General features: G+C 69.4%; 13 protein-coding genes. 5 read left to right on the top strand and 8 right to left on the bottom strand.

Annotation, left to right across the window (positions count from 1 at the left end):
- Positions 1–34: 34 nt before the first annotated feature.
- The 5 genes from HMF7854_RS04810 to ku all read right to left on the bottom strand — a co-directional run bounded on the left by HMF7854_RS04810 (position 35) and on the right by ku (position 9,861).
- Positions 35–1,840 carry a penicillin acylase family protein gene (locus tag HMF7854_RS04810; protein WP_338056346.1) on the bottom strand — a complete coding sequence of 602 codons (1,806 nt, stop codon included), beginning with the start codon at positions 1,838–1,840 and terminating at the stop codon, positions 35–37.
- 38 nt (positions 1,841–1,878) lie between these two features.
- The gene (locus HMF7854_RS16215) at positions 1,879–2,274 is read right to left on the bottom strand and encodes a penicillin acylase family protein (protein ID WP_338056328.1); all 396 of its coding nucleotides are present in this window, start codon (positions 2,272–2,274) and stop codon (positions 1,879–1,881) included.
- Between the two features lie 99 nt (positions 2,275–2,373).
- Positions 2,374–6,087 (bottom strand): Ig-like domain-containing protein, encoded by a 3,714-nt coding sequence (locus HMF7854_RS04805; protein WP_185829157.1) that lies wholly within the window; start codon positions 6,085–6,087, stop codon positions 2,374–2,376.
- A gap of 158 nt (positions 6,088–6,245) precedes the next feature.
- Positions 6,246–8,756: a DNA ligase D gene (gene ligD / locus HMF7854_RS04800; RefSeq protein ID WP_126718055.1), complete on the bottom strand. Its 2,511-nt coding sequence runs from the start codon at positions 8,754–8,756 to the stop codon at positions 6,246–6,248.
- A gap of 193 nt (positions 8,757–8,949) precedes the next feature.
- The gene (gene ku, locus HMF7854_RS04795) at positions 8,950–9,861 is read right to left on the bottom strand and encodes a non-homologous end joining protein Ku (protein ID WP_126718054.1); all 912 of its coding nucleotides are present in this window, start codon (positions 9,859–9,861) and stop codon (positions 8,950–8,952) included.
- A gap of 220 nt (positions 9,862–10,081) precedes the next feature.
- Here ku and HMF7854_RS04790 point away from each other — a divergent pair, with 220 nt between their 5' ends.
- Entirely contained in the window at positions 10,082–10,681 is a 600-nt protein-coding gene (locus HMF7854_RS04790) for a biliverdin-producing heme oxygenase (RefSeq protein ID WP_126718053.1), read from the top strand.
- Positions 10,671–13,283 (top strand): HWE histidine kinase domain-containing protein, encoded by a 2,613-nt coding sequence (locus HMF7854_RS04785; protein ID WP_239016843.1) that lies wholly within the window; start codon positions 10,671–10,673, stop codon positions 13,281–13,283. Before HMF7854_RS04790 ends, HMF7854_RS04785 begins: the two co-directional genes overlap by 11 nt.
- Positions 13,284–13,292: 9 nt before the next feature.
- Here the strand turns inward: HMF7854_RS04785 and HMF7854_RS04780 are convergent, their stop codons facing one another.
- The gene (locus tag HMF7854_RS04780) at positions 13,293–14,282 is read right to left on the bottom strand and encodes a magnesium transporter CorA family protein (RefSeq protein WP_126718052.1); all 990 of its coding nucleotides are present in this window, start codon (positions 14,280–14,282) and stop codon (positions 13,293–13,295) included.
- 140 nt (positions 14,283–14,422) lie between these two features.
- Here HMF7854_RS04780 and HMF7854_RS04775 point away from each other — a divergent pair, with 140 nt between their 5' ends.
- On the top strand, positions 14,423–15,523 hold the full coding sequence (locus HMF7854_RS04775; RefSeq protein WP_126718051.1) for an SGNH/GDSL hydrolase family protein: 1,101 nt from the start codon (positions 14,423–14,425) through the stop codon (positions 15,521–15,523).
- A 7-nt stretch (positions 15,524–15,530) separates the two neighbouring features.
- On the opposite strand, the gene HMF7854_RS04770 is transcribed toward HMF7854_RS04775, so the two are convergent.
- A complete protein-coding gene (locus tag HMF7854_RS04770) occupies positions 15,531–16,526 on the bottom strand; it encodes a glycoside hydrolase family 5 protein (protein WP_239016842.1) in 996 nt (331 codons plus the stop codon).
- A 192-nt stretch (positions 16,527–16,718) separates the two neighbouring features.
- Here HMF7854_RS04770 and HMF7854_RS04765 point away from each other — a divergent pair, with 192 nt between their 5' ends.
- Positions 16,719–17,747, top strand: a complete 1,029-nt coding sequence (locus HMF7854_RS04765; RefSeq protein ID WP_126718050.1) for a Gfo/Idh/MocA family protein — start codon at positions 16,719–16,721, stop codon at positions 17,745–17,747.
- Here HMF7854_RS04765 and HMF7854_RS04760 read toward each other — a convergent pair.
- Positions 17,744–19,939 carry a beta-glucosidase family protein gene (locus HMF7854_RS04760; RefSeq protein WP_126718049.1) on the bottom strand — a complete coding sequence of 732 codons (2,196 nt, stop codon included), beginning with the start codon at positions 19,937–19,939 and terminating at the stop codon, positions 17,744–17,746. The genes HMF7854_RS04765 and HMF7854_RS04760 overlap by 4 nt on opposite strands.
- Positions 19,940–20,056: 117 nt before the next feature.
- On the opposite strand from HMF7854_RS04760, the gene HMF7854_RS04755 reads away from it, so the two are divergent.
- On the top strand, positions 20,057–21,187 hold the full coding sequence (locus HMF7854_RS04755) for a fumarylacetoacetate hydrolase family protein (protein ID WP_239016841.1): 1,131 nt from the start codon (positions 20,057–20,059) through the stop codon (positions 21,185–21,187).
- Positions 21,188–21,198 lie beyond the last annotated feature (11 nt).

Here is a 21,198-nt window from a genome sequence, read left to right as displayed (position 1 = left end):
GGGGCTGAACCGAGTTCAGCGTGATGGTGGAAAGCTACTCTCCCGGCCGGTACATTCGCTCGACATGGCCGCGAAGCTCGTCCGGCCAGTAATAGACGGGTCTGAGATTGCCGTCCGCATAGCGTTGCGCCTGGTCGTCGAAGTGCGGCGAGGTGAAATCGCCGCTCTCGCCGCCGGCCTTGGCCGCGCGCGCCCGCACCCGCGGACCGAACTCGACCACCGCGACGAAGCTGTTGCCCGCCTCGCCGTACCAGCGCTTCGTCCCCTGTGGGCCGGACGCGCCGATGCTGGCGAGCGAACCAAAATTGCCGCTCGCGAACGGCAGCGGCAGGCTCGGCAGCCTGTCGTCGAAGGGACGGCCGAGGGCCGGCGGGCGCTGGTAGCGGTTGATCTCACCCCACGGCACGCGCCAGCCGCCGAAGTCCGCGATCAGCTTCGTCACCGCGGCCTGCAGGGCGGCGAGCTTGGCGTCGGCACTGGTTCCCGCGGGGATCCGCTCGATCGTCCGCGCCCGCGGCTCGTTGGTCTTCGGCATCGCCCCGAGCATCGCCGCCGCCCAGAAGTTGGCCAGGCTCTCCGCTTCGCTCTTCGCGCTCCAGCGATAGTCCCAGCCGCGCAGGAGCCGCACCGGCCCGGCGAGTGCGGAGCGCCGCGGATCCCCCGCCGGGAGGGCGTCCCAAGCCTGGAGCAGCGAGGGAAGGATCGCCGCGAAGCCCGGCTGGAAGGGATCGAACGCCGCGCGCTGAAGCGTGTCGAGGGTCCACCCGCGGCTGCCCTGCAGCAGTCCGATGGCGTGCGCCTCGCGGTAATTGGTCCCGACCTGGTCCATGTAGCGCGGGAAGCGCGCCGCCTGCGGGCTGAACGGCCCGGCCGTGCGCCACGGCGCGGTGTTGGTGTTGACCACCCAGCCGTTGGGCGGCGTGATTGCGCTGGGCAGTTCGGCGAGCGGGTGGAGCCCGTGCCAGTCGGTCTCGACCCGGCTGCCGTCGACCGGCCGGGTGTAATCGAACCGGTTGTCGCGACGCGGCACGAACTGCGGGTGGAGATAGGCGATCTCGCCGCGGTCGTCGGCGAAGATGGTGTTGTTGCTGCTGTTGGCGCGCAGCTCGGCGACCTTCAGGAAGGAGGCGAGGTCGGTCGCCTTGGTGCGCAGGAAGCTCTGCTGGAGCGCCTCGACCGGCCGGTTCATCATCGCGAAGGCGATCGGCCGGCCACCGTCCATCCGGACCAGCGGCCCGTGACGCGTGGCGAGCGTGACGAAGCGGCGCTCGCTCATGCCGCCACCCGGCAGGCGGAAGCGCAGGCTGATCTCCCGCCGCGTGACGGGGAACCAGCGGCCGGCGTAGCGATATTCGAGCCGACCCTGGCGCCGCGCGACCGTCTCGGCGAACTCGTCGACGCTGTCGACTCCGCTCGACGTGTGCATCCAGCCCGCGTGCGGGTTGAAGCCCTGGTAGATGAAGAACTGCCCCCAGGTCGCCGCGCCATAGGCGTTGAGCCCCTCGTCGCTCGACACCTGCTGCTCGGAGCGAAAGAACAGGCTGGTGTGCGGGTTGATCAGCAGCAGCGCACGGCCGCCGGCCGTCAGCGCGGGCGCGATGGCGATGCCGTTCGAGCCCGTGGGTTCGCGGCGGAGCCAAGCTCCCTCCGCGTCCCGCTGAGCCTTGTTCAGCACCCATTCGGCAGCGCGCCGGCGAGGCTGGCTCGCGGGTCCTGAAGCCAGTTCGGCTTGGCCCCCGGAATAGAAGGCCGCGAGCTGCTTGAGGTCGATTCGCTCGATGTCGCCGCCGATGCTCCCTTCCGTAAAGCTCAGCGCCATCCAGGGATCCCAGCGCTGGATCGTCCGCCGCTGCAGCGGGTGCTTGGCGAGATAGACGTTCAGCCCGTCGCGGCCCAGCCGTCCATCAGCCGCTGCAGCCAGGCCGGGCTGCGCGCATAGTCGGCCCTGAGCTCGGGCTCGGAGACGTAGAGGCGGGCGCGCAGGTCCTTCCAGATCGCCTGCTCGCCCTCCGCCTCGGCGGTGCGGCCGAGCGCGGTCAGGTAATTGGCCTCGATCCGCTGATAATCGTCCTCCGCTTCCGCGTAGATCATCCCGAACACGGCATCGGCATCCGTTCGGCCGTGGATGTGCGCGATGCCCCAGTCGTCTCGCGTAATGGTGACGGGCCGGGCGGCGGGATCGAGCCGCGCCGCCGCGGACCGTTGCAGGGCGGGAGCCGAGGCCGGGCAAGCCACGGCGATCAGCGAGACGGCGATAGCAAGGAACGGGCGCATCCGGCGAGAGTAGCGGACCGCCGCCCGCGGTCCAGCCGCTTGGTGGCCGAGCGCGGCGGCGGCCTCCCCGTGGGGAAGCCGCCGGGCAGCGGGCGTCGCCTACAGGACCGTGTTGGTCGTGGTCAGCGTGTGGACGCCCTGCAGCATGATCGAGAAGTCGGCCACGCCGTCCCCCGACACGCCCGCGTCGAGGTAGGTGTTGGCCCCGTCGTTGTGGACCCAGGCACCGTGCGACAAGAGCGCGATGCTGCTCAGCCCGCCGCTGAGGTTCAGCGCGCTGAGGTCGAGCTTGTCGCTCGCGTCGGTGAAGTCGGTAATGAGATCGCGCAGCGATGGCAGGCTGTCGTTCGCGCCGAAGATGAACGTGTCGTTCCCGGCACCCCCGCTCAGCGTGTCGGCGCCGGCGCCGCCAGTCAGCTTGTCGTTGCCGTTGCCGCCGAACAGATAGTCGTTGCCCGAGCCGCCGTTCAGCACGTCGAAGCTGCCGTTGGCGGTGTTGTTGCCGCCCCAGATCGTGTCCTCGTTGAGGCCGCCGCCTAGCGTGTCGCCGCCGTTGACCCCGATCAGGATCTGGATCGTGCTGGTCGCCCCCGCGCTGTAGCTGTCCGCGTTGGCCTGACCGACCAGCAGGTGGATCGACTGGCCGAACAGGCTGAAGGTCGTGTCGTAGTTGTTGGTGTTGGCGTTGAACGACAGCACGCCCGCCGCCGTGATGTGCAGCGCACCGTTCAGGCCGTAATTGCCGTCGGTGAAGGCATTGCTGACGATGTTGTTGGCCGCGTCGTAGGCGACGAAGCTGCCGACGGCCCCGTTCACCGGATCCGAGGCGAAGTCGCTTGCGCTCGGCACGAATTCGACCCGCGCGACGGTCGGCGCGACCGGCGGCTCGAACCGGTCGATCGTCACCGAGGTGCTGCTGCCGGTGCCCGCATTGCCGTTCGCGTCGGTCCACAGATTGCCGAGCGTGAGCGTGTCCGGGCCGTCGTAGCCGTCGGCCGCCGTGTACTGGATCGAATAGCTGTTGCCCGACACATGGGTGATCGTGCCGCCGAACGTCCCGTGAAGGGAGCTGAAATCGAGCATCGAGAGGGTTGCCGTGTCGATCGCTTCCGAGAAGGTGACGGTCACCGTCGCGGTGGGGACGCCGTCGGTCAGCGTGGTAGGCGAGGCGACGATCGACAGGACGGTCGGGTTGAGCCGGTCGACCTCGACGCCCTGGCTGCCGCCGCTCCCGCTGTTGCCGGCCGCATCGACATAGGTGCCGGCGACGCTGATCCCCGCCCCGTCCGGCGCAACGCCGTCGTTGCTGTCGTAGCCGTCGGTCGCGGTGAAGGTCGCGGTCCAGGTCGTCCCGCCGTCCGCGCTGGAGAAGGCGGACAGTGACCCGCCCGTCGGCGTGACATCGCCGTTGCCGAACCCGCTCACCGCCTCGCTGAAGGTGATGGTGACGAGCGTCGACGACGTGGCGTCCGTCAGCAAGCCGTTGGCGAAGACGATGCTGCTGACGACCGGCGCCTTGGTGTCGATCGTGACCCCGTCCGAGCCGCCGCTGCCGCCATTGCCGGCGAGATCGCTGTAGCCGCTGCCGGCGCTCACGCCGCCGTTGCCCTCGTATCCGGCATCGGCGGTGAAGACCGCGCTGTAATGGCTCGCGTCGATCATCGTGAAGCCGCTCAGCGTGCCGTGATCCGCGGAAAGATCGTCGACATCGAACCCGGTCACGCCCTCGCTGAACGCGATGGTCACCAGCGACTGGTTGTCGGCGAGATTGAGCGCGCCGTCGATGATGTCGACGGCCACCGTCGGCGCGACCAGGTCCAGCCCGATCGAGTCGCTTGCGCCAACCCCGGCGTTGCCATGATCGTCGCTGAAGTTGCCGTCGGCGACCGCCACCGTCAGGCTGGTCGTGCCCGGGCCGGCCGGGACGACCTGTGCGGTCCAGATGGACGGGTCGACGGCATCCTGCACCAGCGATCCGGCGACGAGCGTGCCGCCCGTCACCACCAGATCATCCTCGCCGAACGCGGCGACGGCCCCGTCGAACGTCAGCTTGACCGTGACGGCGCTGCCCGCCTCGGCGATGTTGAGCACATCGTCGCCGGTCGTATCGCCCAGCAGCTCGACCGCGACGCTGGTCGGCTTCGTGTCGATGGTGACGCTGTCGCTGCCGCCGGCGCCGGCGTTGCCGACCAGGTCGGTGTAGCCCGCCCCGACGCTGACGCTGCCGCTGCCCTCGAAGCCGGGATCGGCGGTGAAGACGGCCTTGTAGTGGGTCGCATCGACCATCTCGAAGCCGCTCAGCGTTCCGCCGGCAACGGTGAGATCGCTTTCGTCGAACCCGCTGACCGCTTCGGAGAAGGTGAAGCTGACCGCCGACTGGTTGTCGCCGAGGTTGAGAAGCGTGTTGGCGATGTCGACCGTCACCGTCGGGTTGGTGCGGTCGATCTCGACCGACTGGCTGGCGCCCACGCCGTCGTTGCCGAACAGATCGGTGAAGCCGTTGCCGATGCTGATGCCGGCGCCGTCGCCGCCGAGACCGTCGTTGCTGTCGTAGTCGTCGGCCGCGGTGAAGGTGGCGGTCCAGGTCTTTCCGCCGTCGGCGCTGGAGAAGGCCGACAGCGCTCCGCCGGTCGCCGTCACATCGCTGTTGCTGAACCCGCTCACCGCCTCGCTGAAGGTGACGGTGACGGTGGTGGACGGCGTGGCGTCGGTCAGCAGCGGGTCGGCAAAGACAATGCTGCTGACGGTCGGGTTCTTGGTGTCGATGGTGACGCTGTCGCTGCCACCCAGCCCGAGATTGGACGAATAGTCGGTATAGCTGTTCGCGCTGACTGCGACCGACCCCGTCCCTTCGTAGCCGTCCTCGGCGACGAAGGTCGCGCTCCAGGTCTTGCCGCCGTCGCTGGTGGAGAGCGAGCCCGCGACGATCGAGCCGCCGGTGGCGACGATGTCGGCTTCGCTGAAGCCGAGCACATATTCGCTGAAGGTAAAGGTGACTATCGACGAATTGTCATGGTCGCTGAGCGTCGGGTCGACGATGTTGACGACGACGCTCGGCGGCGCGGTGTCCTGGGTCACTCCGATGAAGTCGTCCTTGCCCACACCGCTGACCTGGATCTTCATGTCGGCTTTGCCGTCGCCGGTGGTGTCGGCGTAGAGGAACTGCCCCGCCGCATCGCTCCACACGCCCCACGCCAGCGCCGCGTTCGCGGTGCCGGCGGTCGCGTCGGTGCCGATCGGCGAGCGATAGACCAGCGCATGGCCGACGAAGCTGCCGAGCTGCGACAGGTCGATCTTGTCGCTCTCGCCGCCTGCCCCGCTGAAATCGGCGATGACGTCCCAGCTCTTGCTCCAGGCGGTCGTCTCACCGGTCCAGCTGACGGCGCCGGCGCTCCCCGCGACATAGGTGGAATCGGCGACCGAGCCGAGCGTGTTGGTGGTGATCCGGAAGGTGTCGGCGCCGAGCCCGCCGCGCAGGAAATCCCCGGCCTGCCCGCCGATCAGCAGGTCGTTGCCGGCGTTCCCGAACAGCACGTCGGTACCGTTGTCGCCCCACAGCGTGTCGCTGTCGGACCCGCCGTCGAGATAGTCCTTGCCGTTGCCGCCATGGAGCTGGTCGTTGCCGGCGTCGCCGTAGAGGAGGTCGGAGCCATTGTCGTTGGCGTCGGAGTTGGAGAAGCTGTCGCCCCAAATAATGTCGTCGCCACCGCCGCCACGGATCTGGTCGTCCCCGTTGCCGCCCGCGAGCTTGTCGACGTAGGCGGAGCCGAGCAGCAGATCATTGTAGTTGGTGCCGACGAATTCCGTCGCCACGGTGAACGTCTTCGAAAGACCCTTCGCCGCGCCCATTGCAATGCCCCTCGCAACGCGCGCTCGGCCCCCCGAATCGCGCGGTTAATGAGGATTTTACTACGAAGATTTAATAGTTGCGCAACCGTAACTTCTTGTGCGGTTCGTCTCAGTTCGGGACGTCAGGCGTCGGGCAGGGCCTGCTTCGCCTGGCACCAGCCGGCAAGCGCCTTCGTCCCCGCGCGGTCGAGCAGCGTGTCGACGTCGCGGATGGAGAAGGCATTGCCGCCCTTGAACCCGTCCAACTCCTCCCAGCTCACCGGCGCGGCGACCGGAGCGCCTTCTCGCGCGCGCACGCTGTAGGGCATCACCGCGGTCGCGCCGCGCTGGTTGCGCAGCCAGTCAAGGAAGATGCGCCCCTTGCGCTGGTTCTTGCGAATGTTGGCGGTGAACATCGTCGGCTCGACCTCGGCGATCGCCCGGCTGAACCGCTCGGCGAACCCCTTCACCGCCGGCCAGTCGCGGCTCTGGTCGAGCGGGGCGACGACGTGGATGCCCTTGCCGCCCGACAGCATCGGCCAGGTCTTGAGGCCGAGGTCGGCGAGCAGGGCGCGGAGCCGGACCGCCGCCTCCTTCACGCGCTCGAAGTCGAGCCCCTCGTCGGGGTCGAGGTCGAACACCAACCGGTCGGGGTTCTCCAGCGGGTCAATCCGGGATCCCCAGCCGTGGAACTCGATCGTGTTCATCTGGACGCATTCGAGCACGCCTCGGGCGTCGCGCACGAACAGATAGTCCTGCGTGTCGCCGTCCCCTTCCTTGACCGGGACATGGAAGACGTCCGGTCCCATCGAGCCGGTATCGTGCTTCTGGAAGAAGCAATGCTTCGCGCGTCCCTGCGGGCAGCGGATCAGCGTCATCGGCCGCTCGCCCAGCGTCAGCAGCAGCGGCTCGGCGATGGCGGCATAATAGGTCGCGAGATCGCCCTTGGTGATGCCCTCGCCGGGGAAGACCTCACGCTCCTCGCTGCTGATCTTGACGCCGACGCTCGCCGGTGTCGCCCGGTCCTGCTTCGCCGCCCTCTTTGCCTTCTTCGCCGCAGGTTCGAGATGCTGCGGGACCTCACGCACGACGTCGCTGGCCGCCTTGTCCTCGCGCAGCGCGATGAAGCTCGGGTGGCGCAGCACGCCCTCGGTGGTGAACTCGGTGAAGGCGATCTCGGCGACCAGCTCGGGCTTGATCCAGGTCGAGCCGCGCTTCGCCGTCCGCGGCACCTCCAGCGCCGGCGCGTCCAGCGCGAGCGGGCGCATCCGCTCGGACAATTGCTCGATCATCTTCGTGTCGAAGCCGGTGCCGACCTTGCCGGCATAGCTCAGCTTGCCGCCATCCTTCACGGCGAGGTGGAGCGAGCGGAAGCCGCGGCGCTTGTCGCTCGCCTGCCAGCCGACGATCACGAATTCCTGCCGCTGGATGCACTTGACCTTGAGCCAGTTCTTCGAGCGGTCGCCCCGGTAGGGTGCGCTCGCCTTTTTGGCGATGATCCCCTCGCCGCCTTCCTTGCAGATGGCGTTGAACAGCGCCTCACCCTTGGCCAGCACATGATCGCCGTAGAGGATCGGCGCCGGCACCGCCTTCAAGAGCGCCGCGAGCCGCTCCTTGCGCTCGAGGTTCGAGAGCCCCCTGATGTCTTCGCCGCGATCGACCAGCAGGTCGAAGGCGTAATAGGCGAGCTCCGCCTTGCCGCCCTTGAGGCTGGCCTGGAGAAGCTGGAAGTCCGGCTTGCCGTTGGCGCCGATTGCCACCGCCTCGCCGTCGATCAGGCAGCCGGCGGGCAGCTCGGACGCGGCCTTGACCAGTGAGCGGAAATGGTCGCTCCAGTCCTTGCCATTGCGCGTCCACGCGGTCACCGCGCCGCCCGCGGTGGCGAGCAGCAGCCGGTAGCCGTCATATTTATACTCGAACAGCCAGTCGGAGCCGGCGGGCACCTCGTCGACCAGGGTTGCGAGCTGCGGCGCGCGGAACTCGGGCGGGCCTGCCTGCGCCTTGCGCCTGGTGCGGCCGCCCGTCTTGCCGCCCCGGTTCGACTCCCACACATCCTCGCCCGCGGCGATCTCGGCCATGGTCCGGCCGGTGGTGACGCTGGTCACATATTCCTCGACCAGCGCCTCGCCATGGTCGGGGTTGGCGAAGTCGTCGGTGACCTTCTTGAGCATCCATGGCTCGCCACGCTCGCCGGGCCGGCCCTTCATCCGGAACATCACCCAATCGCCCTTCATCCGCTCGCCCTCGAGGCGAAAATGGAGATGGCCTTCCTCGATCGTCTTGGACGGATCCTTGCCCGGCTCGGGCGTCCAGCTCCCCTGGTCCCACAGCATGACGGTCCCGCCGCCATATTCGCCCTTGGGGATCGTGCCCTCGAAGCTGCCATAGTCGAGCGGATGATCCTCGGTCCGCGCCGCGAGGCGGTTGTCGTGGGGATCGAGGCTGGGACCCTTGGGCACCGCCCAGCTCTTGAGCACGCCGTCGAGCTCGAGCCGGAAATCATAGTGGAGCCGGGTGGCGTCGTGCTTCTGGACGACGAAGCTGTGGCCCTTGGTCTTCGCCTTGCGACCCTTGGGCTCCGCCGTCTTCGAGAAGTCGCGCTTCTCGTTGTAGGTCTCGATGGTGAGACCCTTGGGGCGCGGAGCGCGGGGCATCAGCTCTAACCCTTCCCGCCCGTCACCCACGCGAAGGCGGGGCTCCAGCTGAGCCCCAAATGTGGTCGCTCCACTGTTCCAACGTCCGTCACCCCCGCGAAAGCGGGGGTCCAGCTGCCTTGGCGGCAAGAATGACGGAGGAAGCTGGATCCCCGCTTTCGCGGGGATGACGGACGGGGGTGGAAGGCGAGGCTCACGCCCGCTTCCGCGCCGGCGCCTTGTCCGCCGCCTTCTTGGCCGGCGCCTTGGCCGCGGCGGGCTTCTTGGCCGGTGCCTTCCGGGGCTTCTCCGCCGCCGACGCATTGTCGTTGCCGGCGCCGCCTTCGAGGCTCTTCTTGAGCGCCGCCATCAGGTCGACGACATTGCTGCCCTTGGGCGCCTTGCCGTCGTCCGGGTCCTGGATGATCGTCTCGCCCTTGCTCTTGCGCTTCTGCTCGATGAGGCCCTTCAGCGCGTCGACGTAGCGGTTGTGGAACTGGCCGGCGTCGAAGTCGCCCGCCTTCTTCTCGATCAGCGTGCCGGCGAGGTCGAGCAGGTCGGGATCGGGCTTGGTGTCGCCGATCTCGCGGAAATAGCCCGACGCCTTGTTGACCTCGTCGTCGTAGCGCAGCGTCTCGAGCAGCATGCCGCGGCCGCAGGGCTTCAGTGCCACGACATATTCCTGCCCGCGCATCGCGAGCTGTCCGACGCCCACCTTCTTCGCCGCGCGAAGCGCGTCGCGAAGCACCACGAACGCCTCCTCGGCAAGGTCGTCCGCAGGCACGACATAATAGGGCTTGTCGTAGTAGATGGCGTCGATCTCGCCGATGTCGACGAACTGGATGAGGTCCAGCGTCTTGCGGCTCTCCAGCTTGACGCTGTCGATCTCCTCGGGCTCGAGCAGGACATATTCGCCCTTCGAGACCTCGTAGCCCTTGACGATGTCGTCGGTGTTCACCGGGCCGATGCCGGGCACCACCTTCTCATACTTGATCCGCTTGCCCGACGGTTCGTGGACCTGATGGAAGGCGATCTGCGCGCCGCTCTTGGTGGCGGTGTAGATCTCGACCGGGATCGAGACCAGGGCCAGCCGGATCTGGCCGCGCCAGGCGGGGCGTGCGGGCATGCGGGAAGCTCCTCGTTGCGTCGGCGATTCAAAGCCGCGCGGCGAAAAGCGTTCCGCCGGCGCCCGATGCCGACTTGGCGGAGGGCGTGAGCAGTCTAGTCGGCTGGCCGACGTATCGTTTCGATACTGGTCCGATTCTTACTTCACACTTTATGTTCATCTTGGCTAACTAAGTAGGCCGGCGGTCGCTTTGACCGGAATTCCAGAGGGTTGAGGGCAAGTGCCGAGGGATTGGGCGGAACGGGAGAGCGGGCGTTCGCACCGCCAGCTGCTGCGACAGGCCACCGCCGCCGCGCACGAGGCGGTGGAAGCATCGCTCGAGTCGGCGGCGCCCGAGACCGCCGGCGGTTACCGCCGTCTGCTTGCTGCGCAGGGGCTGGCGGTGGAACGCTGCGAGCGGCTGCTCGAAGCGGCGGACGTCGCCCGGCTCGTTCCCGACTGGGCCGAGCGCAGTCGCCGTGCCGCACTGGCGGAGGATTGCCGCGCCCTCGCGGTCGAGCGCGTGGCGGCGGAAGGCGAGCCGCAGTCGCTTCCCACCCCGGCCGAGGCGCTCGGCATGGTCTATGTGCTGGAAGGCTCCCGCCTCGGTGCGCGCCTGCTCCACCGCCGGCTGCAGGACAACCCCGACGTCGCCTGTCGCGCCGCCGACCGCTTCCTGTCCCACGGCTGCGACGAGCGGCTGTGGCAATCCTTTGTGACTTTGCTGGAGCAATCCTCTATCGTCGCGGCAAAGCCGGACGAAGCCATTGCCGGCGCTCATCGCGCATTCGCCATCTTCTCCCAAGCGGCGGCTGCCACGGAGACAATGTTTGTCGACTGATTTCCTGTCGCCGGACCAGAAGGTCGACCTGACCAACTGTGATCGCGAACCGATCCACATCCCCGGCGCGATCCTGCCGCATGGCGCGATGCTGGTGCTCGACCCCGAGCAGCTGGTGATCGAGCAGGTGGCGGGGAGCCTCACCAGCCTGCTCGGCTGCGATGCCGAGCAGCTGCTGGGTGCCGACGCCGGCATCCTGTTCGACGAGATGCAGCTGGAGCGGCTCCGCTCGCTGGTCGAGACGTCGGACCTCAGCAAGCCGCGGCACCTGCTCGACCCCGCGCTGCGGGTGAAGGGAGGCAGTCCGCTGGATGCCAGCGTCCACCGCAGTGCCGGACGACTGGTGATCGAGTTCGAGCAGGCCGACCCCGCCAATGGCGCTGCGCGCGACCCGCTGTCCTGTGTTCAGGAAATGCTCGAGGGACTCGACCGGTGCGAGCACCTCCAGGATTTCTGCCAGCTCGCCGCCGAGCGGGTGAAGGCGGTGCTCGGCTACGACCGGGTGATGGTCTATCGCTTCGACCATGACGACAGCGGCTGGGTGTTCGCCGAGGCCGTCGAACCCGCGCTCGACCCGTTCCTCGATCTCCACTACCCGGCATCGGACATCCCCAAGCAGGCGCGCGCGCTCTACCTGCGCAACTGGCTGCGGCTGATCTGCCAGGTCGACTACCAGCCGGCGCCGATCGTCCCGCAGCTCAACCCGGCGACCGGCGCGCCGCTGGACATGAGCCAGGCGATCCTGCGTGACGTCTCGCCGATCCACCGCCAGTATCTGCGCAACATGGGGGTCGACGCCTCCATGTCGATCTCGATCATCCAGGGCGGCAAGCTGTGGGGGCTGATCAGCTGCCACCACATGACCCCGCGTTTCCTCCCGCGTCACCTCCGCGCCATCGGCGAGCTGTTCGGGTCGATGTTCTCGCTCCAGCTCGAAGCGAAGGAGCGCGCCGAGCGGTTCGAGCAGCGCACCCGCTCGCGCGTCGTGCTCCAGCAGCTGATGCGCAATCTCGCCACCGAGGACGATTTTGGCGAGGGACTGATCCGCAACTCGCCCAACCTGCTCGACTATGTCCGCGCCGGCGGGTTCGCGATGCGGATGGCGAGCCACAAGGGCGGCGTCGCGATCCACGTCAACAGCGGCGTGGCGGTGCTCGGCGATACGCCGGACGAGGAGCAGATCGCGCGCCTGACCGACTGGCTGTGCAACCATGTGGACGCCGACAACGGCATCTTCTGCACCGACCGGCTGAGCGAGATCTATCCGCCCGCCGCGGGGTTCGCCGGGGTCGCCTCCGGGCTGCTCGCCATTTCGGTGTCGAAGGAGCCGCGCGACTTCGTCATGTGGTTCCGGCCCGAGGTGGTGCAGACCGTCGAATGGGCGGGCAACCCGGACAAGCCGGTCGAACAGACCCCGGACGGCGAGAAGCTGACCCCGCGGACCTCGTTCGCCGCCTGGAGCCAGACGGTGCGCGGCCGCTCGGAGCCGTGGACCGACTATGACCGCGATGCCGCCTTCGACCTTCGCGTCGCGCTGCTCGAGGTGGTTCTGCGGCGGATCCATGCCGCCGCGCAGGAGCGCGAGAAGGCGTTCGCCCGCCAGCAGCTGCTGATGGCCGAGCTCGACCACCGGGTGAAGAACACGCTCGCCAACATCCAGGCGCTGGTGACGCACGCCAGCAGCAACGCGGACACGCTGGAGAGCTTCGCCACCGGTCTCAACCAGCGCATCCAGTCGATGAGCCGGGTGCACAGCTTGCTGACCCGCCACCGCTGGGAGGGCGTTTCGCTGAGCGGGCTCATCTCGCTCGAGCTCGAGCAATATGCCCAGGAGAACGGCGACCGCATCGATCTCGCCGGGCCACCGCTGACGCTCTCGTCCAAGGCGTCGCTCGCGGTGTCGCTGGCGGTCCACGAGCTCAGCACCAACGCCGCCAAATATGGTAGCCTGTCCGTGCCCGACGGGAAGGTCGCCGTCAGCTGGTCCGTCCAGCCCGGCGGCGGGGTCGTTATCGAGTGGAAGGAAAGCGGCGGCCCGACCGTCCTCACCCCCAACCGCCGCGGGTTCGGAAGCTCGCTGATCGGCCGCGCGCTCGAGCTGGAGACTGGCGGCTCGTCCGAGCTCCGCTTCGAGCAGGGTGGGGTCGAGTGCAGCATCACTCTCCCCGCGTCGGCGCTGGTCCAGTCGGTCGCCGAGGAAACGGCTCCGGCCGTGCCCGAGGCGCGCGAGGTCGTCCGCTCGGAGCAAGTCAAGCGGATCCTCCTGGTCGAGGACAGCAGCCTCGTCATCATGATGATGGAGGACACGATCGAGGGTCTCGGCTGGGAGCTGGTCGGCCCGGCGACGCGCGTGACCGAGGCGCTCGACCTCGCCGCGCACGAGCAGGTCGACGCCGCGCTCCTCGACATCAACCTCGACGGCGAGATGAGCTGGGAGGTCGGGCGCTTGCTGCGCGACCGCAACATCCCCTTCGCGCTGACGACCGGCTACGACAGCAACATGGTCCTGCCGCCGGACTTCGAGGGCACGCCGGTGATCGGCAAGCCGTTCGCGGCGCCGACCATCGCCCGCTGGCTGTGCGAGCAGGTCGAGGCCGAATGAAGTTCCGGCTCAGGTCGGGGACAGCCAGCCGCGCCGCCAGGCGATGATGAACAGGGCGAGCGCGACCCCGACCATCATCACCAGCGTGATCGCGAAGCCGACCTCGCCCCATTTGAAGAAGGGCACCTCGAAGTTCATCCCGAAGATGCCGGCGATCGCGGCGGCAAGGCCGGTCGCCACCGTGACGAGCGTCAGCAGCCGGACGAGGTCGTTCGTTTCCTGGGCGGTGCGGGTGGCATAAAGGTCGAAGCTGCCGATCACGCTTTCGCGCATCCGCTCGACATTGTCGGCGGCGCCGAGAAAATGGTTTTCGAGCACGCTGAAATACTCGCCCTGCTTCTCTTCCGAGACCCGCGGGAAGTCGGGCCGGAGCAGCGCGTGGACCAGCGGTCGATGGCCGTCGAGGCGCCGGCGCAGGCGCGCGACGTTGAGCCGCATCCGGGCCAGGTCCGACAGGGGCGGCCGTGCCCGCCGCCGGCCGAGGATCGCCGAGTCCAGCCGATCGAGGTCGCGCTGCATCGTCGCGACCGCTTCCTGGTAACCCTCGAAATGCCAGTCGATCAGCGAGCCGGCGAGCATCAGCGGAGACAGGCGTCCGATCAGCGACTCGCCGCGGTCCCGCTCGCGGTAGGCGGTGAAATAGGGCACTTCCCCGTCCCGCACCGTCAGCAGCCAGCGCTCGCAGACCGCGAAGTTGATGACCGGCTTTTCCTGGACGTCGGCACGGGTCAGGCTGAAGTGGAAATATTTCTCGTAGCTGGCGAGCCGCGGCACGGCATCGCCGCTGCCCATCGCCTCGATCGTCTCGGGCGACAAAGCGAGCATCTCGCCGACGCGGGCGATCGCCGCCGTGTCCGACCGATCGATGTCGAACCAGATGAGCTGCTCGGGCCCCGTCTTCGGCAACTTGTCGAGGTTGCGCATGTCGAGCGCATGGTCGCGGCCCTCCGCGTCGTAGAAGAAGGCGCCCGACGCGCCATCCGAATGGTCCGGGTCCATAACGAATCAACGTCCGGGCGCTCGGGCCGTTGCATGGCCGGGCGGTAGGGCCTCGCCGAGCTGCTGGAGCAGCGTGGAAAAAGCGCCTAGGCGGGGCGGCAACCCGCTCCTTGTTGCGTCGTCCGGGATCATCACCAGCCATGCTGACCTCTGCTCTTCTCGCCGCCGCATCGCTCGCCGCTGCCGCGCCCGTCGCCACGCTCGAACCCGCCGCTGGGCCGCCCGCCGGCATCGCCGCCCTGGCCGTCCGGGTGGTCGGTCGTGCCGAGCCGGTGCCCGGCGGAGGCTGGCGGCGCCAATGGCCGGGGACATACTTCGAAGCTGAGGTTCGCGGCTCTCGCGCTTACCTTCGTCTGGGTGCCGGACGCGCCGCGCTGCGGGTGACGGTTGACGGGGCGCCGCCGCTGGCGTTCGTCTCGAACGGTGGAGGCTGGCGCCTGCTCGACGGCATGGGCGGGGGCCTTCACCGCCTCCGCGTGGACGTCGCCAGCGAGAGCCAGGCGGGGGCCTCCGAGTTCGGCGGGATCTACGCGGCCCGGTCGGCACAGATGTCCCTGCCCTCCCGGCGCCAGCACCGGATCGAGTTCGTCGGCGACTCCTACACGGTCGGCTACGGCAACCTGTCGCCGACCTCGCAGTGCAGTGAGGAACAGGTGTGGCAGACCACCGACACGACGCGCGGGATCGCGCCGCGGATCGCCGGACGGTTCGCGGCCGACTACCGGGTCAACGCCATCTCCGGGCGCGGCGTCGTCCGCAACTACAACGGCTTCGCCGCCGACCCGCTGCCCGCCGCCTACCCCTACACGCTGTTCGACCATGGCCGGCGCGAGGACGACCGCTCCTGGCGACCGCAGCTCGTCGTCGTCTCGCTCGGGACCAATGACTTCAGCACTCCGCTGCACGCGGGCGAGCGCTGGGCCGACCGCGCCGCGCTGCATGCCGATTACGAGGCGAGCTATGCCCGCTTCGTCGAGACGCTGCACGCGCGCTTCCCCGGCGCCTACGTCCTCCTCTGGGCGACCGACCAGCTCCAGGGCGAGTTCGCCGCCGAGACCGCGAAGGTCGTTGCGCAACTGCGCCGCCGCGGCGACCGCCGGGTCGGCGCGGTTACCGTCGGCGGCCTCGCCATGACGGCCTGCAACGGCCATCCGGGACTGGCGGACGACGGGCGGATCGCCGACGCGATCCTCGCCTTCCTGGCGGCGCACCCGGAGGCGCGCGCCGGGTTGGGACGGTAGCGGCGGCTCAGCCGGCGGGGATGAGCGCGCGGCGGATCGGTTCCACCCAGGCGTTGCGGTTCATGTCCCACGCCACGAAGTCGCTGTCGAACTGCCAGTAGGACCAGGCGAACCCACGCCGCTCCGCCTCGCGCGCGGCGGCGGCGGTGTAGGCGGCACGCTGGTCGACCGGAGTTCCGCTCTTGTCGTAGGCGCCGAACTCGCCGAGCAGTATCGGACGGTCGTACTGCGCCGCCCATTGCTCGACCTTGCCGAAGTCGGCGGCAAGCGCCGCGCGATCCTGCGCGCTGCCCCAGGTCACGCCATGGACGTTGGTGAACTCCTTGACCCAGCCCGCGCCCTGGTGGGTGAAGCGGAACGGCTCGTAATAGTGGAAGGTGACGAGCAGCCGCCGGTCGTCCTCGGGCAGGACGAGGTTGGGCAGCTGGGCGAGGCTGTTCCACGACGAGGGACCGATCACCACCCAGCGGTCCGGGTTGCGCTTGCGGACCTCGGCGAGCACCGGCGGGAAGAAGGCGTTCCAGGCGGCGGCGTCGATCTTGCCATGCGGCTCGTTGAGAAGCTCGAAGGCGACCTTCCGGTCGGCGCGGGCGTAGCGGGCGCCGAGCTGCTGCCACACGGCCAGCAGCTTGGAGCGGCACGCCTCGGGATCGTCCGAGCAGGTGTCGTAGTCATGTTCGTCGAGGATGACGCCGAGCCCGGCGCGGCGGCCTTCGCGGACGATCCAGTCGACCCGCGCCAGCCACTTGGGATCGAGCCGGTTGCGCGCGTCGAGCGCCCGGAAGCCGAACAGGTTGACCCGCACGAAGTCGAAGCCGGCGCGGCGGATCTCGGCGAAGTGGCGGGTCTGGAAGCGCGCCTTTGCAGGGTCCTTCCAGCCCGGATCATAGCCGAGCACGTTCATGCCGCGGTGAAAGCCGGAGTCCGGGGCCGCCGCTGCCGCCGGGGTTGCCGCCACGCTCGCCAGCAAGGTCATCAGCCCCGCCGCCCACCAGGATTTCATCTGCACCCTCTCGATTGCCAGCGCTCGTGATAGCGCTATCATTCCCGTCCGCGTCAACCCGCCGACACGCGGGAGGCTCGAAATCGGCCCGCGAACGCGGTGAGTCGAGCGGCGGGACGGCTGCCGCGTCGGAAGGCGGCGGGGCGATCGTCGTGCATCGACTTCGCGACGCGTTTGCGCTCAAGGAGAGCGATGCCCACGACCCCCGACCCTACCCCCGCGCCGCTGCCGCCTGCCCCCGCCGAGCCGGTCCGCGCCGCGCTGATCGGACGGGGTGCGGGCGGAACCGTGTTCCACGCGCCGCTGCTGCGCGCGCTTCCCGAGTTCCAGCTGCTCGCCGTCGCCGGCTCGGCCGAGACGCCCGCGGTGCTCGCCGACCCGACGGTCGAGCTGGTCGTCATTTCGACCCCGACCGAGACCCACGCCGCGCTCGCCGCCGCCGCGCTGGAGGCCGGCAAGCATGTGGTCATCGACAAGCCGATGGCGGTGGACGTCGCCGACGCCGACCGGCTGATCGCGCTGGCGGCCGAGCGCGGGCGGCTGCTGACGGTCTTCCAGAACCGCCGCTGGGACGGTGACTTCCTGACGGTACGGCGGCTGCTTGGCGAGGGAGCGGTGGGAAGGCCGGCGCTGTTCGAGGCGTGCTGGGACCGCTTCCGCCCGACGATCAAGCCCGGCTGGCGCGAGCGGCCGGCGCCGGGGACGGGGCTGTTGTTCGACCTCGGCTCGCACCTGCTCGACCAGGCGCTGGTGCTGTTCGGCGTGCCCGAGTGGATCGAGGCCGATGTCGCGGCGCAGCGGCCGGAGGCGGCGGTCGACGACTGGTTCGACCTCCGCCTCGGCTACGGGCCGCTGCGGGTCCGGCTGTCGGCCTCGACGCTGGTGGCCGACCCCCGTCCGCGCTTCGCGCTGCACGGCAGCGGCGGCAGCTTCGTCAAGCATGGCCTCGACCCGCAGGAAGAGCGGCTGCGCGCCGGGCTCGACCCGCGCTCGCCCGGCTTCGGCAACGATCCGGTGGCGGGAACCCTGACCCTCGCCGACGGCCGACGCGAGGCGATCGCGACCGAGCCGGGCTGCTATCTCGACTTCTACCGCGGGGTCGCCGCGGCGATCCGCGCCGGCGCCCCGCCGCCGGTCGATCCCGCCGGCCCCCGCGCGGGGCTGCGGCTGATCGATCTCGCCCGGCGGAGCGCCCGCGAGGGACGCCGGCTGCCCGCCTAGGGCCGCCAGTTCCCCGGCAGGGTCGCGGCGGCGAGAGTCACCGAGGCGCGGCTGCGGAAGTCGCGCGAGGAGGAAGCGGCGAGCACGTCATAGGCGCCGGGCGCGATGCTCCATTGGCCGCCGGCGTAGGTCGCGAGCAGCCGCGGATCGACCCGCAGCGTCACCCGCCTGCTCTGCCCGGGAGCGAGGCTGACCTTCTCGAACGCAGCCAGCCGCCGCGGCGCTTCCCACCCGCCGCGCTGCGGCGAGACGTAGAGCTGGACGACTTCCTTGCCGGCGCGGCGGCCAGTATTGCGGACGGTGACGCTCGCCTCGATCGCGCCGCCGGCGGGCCGCGCGGTCAGCCCGGTGTAGGCGAAGCTGGTGTAGCTGAGCCCGTGGCCGAAGGGGAACAGCGGCTGCAGGTTGCGCGCGTCGAACCATTTGTAGCCGACCGTCGCGCCCTCGTCGTAGCGGATCGAGAACATCTCGCCGTCCTTCAGCCCGGTGCCCGGCCGCACCGGCCGCGGCAGCTGCGCCTCGCTCATCGGGAAGGTCGCCGGGAGCTTGCCCGAGGGATTGGCGGCGCCGGTCAGCAGGCGGGCGATCGCCGCCCCGCCGGCGCTGCCGGGATACCAGGTCTCGAGGATCGCCGGGACCCGCGCCGCCCACGGCATCAGCACCGGGCCGCCGGTCTCCAGCACCGCGACGGTGCGCGGCTGCGCCCCGGCCACCGCCTCGACCAGCGCATCCTGGTTGCCGGGCAGGGCGATCGGCGTGTCGATCGACTCGCTGGTCCACTGGTTGAGGAAGACGATGGCGACGTCGGCCGAGCGCGCCGCCGCGGCCGCCGCCGCCGGGTCGCTGCCGTCGACGAAGCGGATCTGCGCATTGGGGGCGAGCCGCTGCAGCTCGGCCAGCGGCGAGGAGGGGAAATAGACCACCGGACCGGGCCAGCCGGTCGGTTCCAGCCCCGGCACTGCATTGCCGCCGACCGGATAGACCTGCGACGAGCCGCCGCCCGACAGTACGCCGCGGTCGGCGTGGCTGCCGATCAGCACGATGCGCCGAACCGCGGGCCCGAGCGGGAGCAGATTGCCCTCGTTCTTGAGCAGGACCGAGCCTTCCTCCGCGTCCGTGCGCGTGACCAGCGCATGCGCGGCATAGTCGATCGGCCCGACTGCCACCGGATGGTCGAGCAGCCCGACCGCGATCATCGAACGGACCACGCGGCGCGCCATCTCGTCGAGGCGCGCGCGCGGCACTCGGCCCGAGTCCACCGCGGCCTTGAGCGGCGCGCCGAAATAGGGCTCCTTGTCGAACGGGAAGCCGCTGTCCTGGTCGAGCCCGGCGTTGGCCGCGGCCTCGGTGCTGTGGGTCGCGCCCCAGTCGGACATGACGAACCCGGGCCAGCCGAACTGGCCGCGCAGCATGTCGGTGAGCAGCCAGCGGTTCTCGCAGCTGTGCGCGCCGTTGACCTGGTTGTAGCTGCACATGACCGAGCCCGGGTTGCCGCGCTCGGCGGCGAACTGGAAGGCGAGCAGGTCGGAGATGCGCGCCGCGTCCTGCGCGATCACCGCGTCATGATAGTCGCGCCCGGTCTCCAGGTCGTTCATCGCATAATGTTTGAGCGTGCTGATGACGTGGTTGGACTGGATGCCCGCGATCTGCGCGCCGACCATCGTTCCGGCGAGCAGCGGATCCTCGCCGCCATATTCGAAATTGCGCCCGTTGCGCGGGTCGCGCAGCAGGTTGGCACCGCCCGCGAGCATCGTGTTGAAGCCCGACGAGAAGGCCTCCGCGCCGATCATCCGGCCGCCGGCGTAGCCGACGTCGGGGTTCCACGAGGCGGCGGTGGCGAGGCCCGATGGAAGCGCGGTCCGTTCGCGCTTCTGCTTGGCGGCGCCCTGCGTCGCGACCCCGACCCCGGCGTCGGTCTGCCATTGCGCCGGAACGCCGAGGCGGGCGATGCCGGGCACGTAGCCGGCCGAGCCGTCGCGGCCGCCCGGCTTCGCCACATAGTTCTTCGGCGCGAAGTCGGTCGCGAAATAGCCGAACACCAGCTGCAGCTTCTCGTCCTCGCTCATCCGCCCGACCAGCGCGGCGGCGCGCTGGTCGGGACCGGCGGCAGCACGCGGCGCCGCGCCGGCCTGGCCGGCGGCAAGCGCCAGCACCGCGGCGGACATAGTCCCGAGAAGTCGACCAAACAGCATCACGCATTCCTCCCATCGGCTCGCCGCTTATTTCCAAGTCAGACTTGACCTCGGCGCCAGTGGGAACGATTGGTAGCGCTACCAAACGCCGCTGTGAACCTGTTGCGCCGGGGACCGATGCATTTCTCCACGACCATGTTGCCGACCGACGCCGACCGGGCACTGCTCGCCGGGCGGCTGGCGCTCACCGACGGACCGACTCCGATCCTGATCCGCGACGGCTCGGTGTTCGACATGACTTCGGTTGCGCCGACCGTATCGCACTGGCTGGAGACGGACGCGCCGGGAAGCCTCGAGGGACGCAAGCTGATGCCGCTCGACGAGCTGCTCGCCGCGCCCGAGCGGCTGCTCGCGCCGATCGACCTCCAGGTCGTCAAGGCCGCCGGCGTGACCTTCGCGGTGTCGGCGGTCGAGCGGGTGATCGAGGAGCGGGCGCGCGGGGATTCGACCCAGGCGGCCGCCATCCGCGAACGGCTCGAGCAGCGGATCGGCGGCGCGATCCGCTCGGTGGTGCCCGGGTCCGAGGACGCCGCGCGGCTCAAGTCGGCGCTGATCGAGGACGGGATGTGGTCCCAGTATCTCGAGGTGGCGATCGGGCCGGACGCGGAAATCTTCACCAAGGCGGCGGTGCTGTCCACCGTCGGCTGGGGCGCCGAGATCGGCGTTCGCTCCGACAGCAGCTGGAACAACCCCGAGCCCGAGGTGGTGCTGGTCGCCGACAGCCATGGGCGGGCGAAGGGCGCGACGCTCGGCAACGACGTCAACCTGCGCGACTTCGAGGGGCGCAGCGCGCTGCTCCTGAGCAAAGCAAAGGACAATAACGCGTCCTGTGCGATCGGCCCGTTCATCCGCCTGTTCGACGACGGCTTCACGATGGACCAGGTGCGGCAGGCACAGGTCGAACTGGTGGTCGAGGGAACGGACAATTTCCGGCTCGAGGGCGAGAGCTCGATGGCCGAGATCAGCCGCGACCCCGAGGAGCTGCTCCGCCAGGCGCAGTCCGAGCATCATTTCCCAGACGGCTTCGTGCTCTTCCTCGGCACCTTGTTCGCGCCGACGCAGGACCGCGACGAGCCCGGCCGCGGCTTCACCCATCGCAGCGGCGACACGGTGCGCATCTCGACCCCGTCGCTGGGCGCGCTGGTCAACCGGGTCACCACCTCGCGCGATGCGCCCGCCTGGCGCTTCGGCATTCGCGAACTGATGCACAATCTGGCAGGTCGCGGCCTGCTGAACGGAGCCTATTGAGTGAACAACCA

Source organism: Sphingomonas ginkgonis (assembly GCF_003970925.1).
Taxonomy (GTDB): Bacteria; Pseudomonadota; Alphaproteobacteria; order Sphingomonadales; family Sphingomonadaceae; genus Sphingomicrobium; species Sphingomicrobium ginkgonis.
The sequence above is the reverse complement of the archived record's forward strand: the minus strand, read 5'-3'. Positions and strand labels throughout refer to the sequence as shown.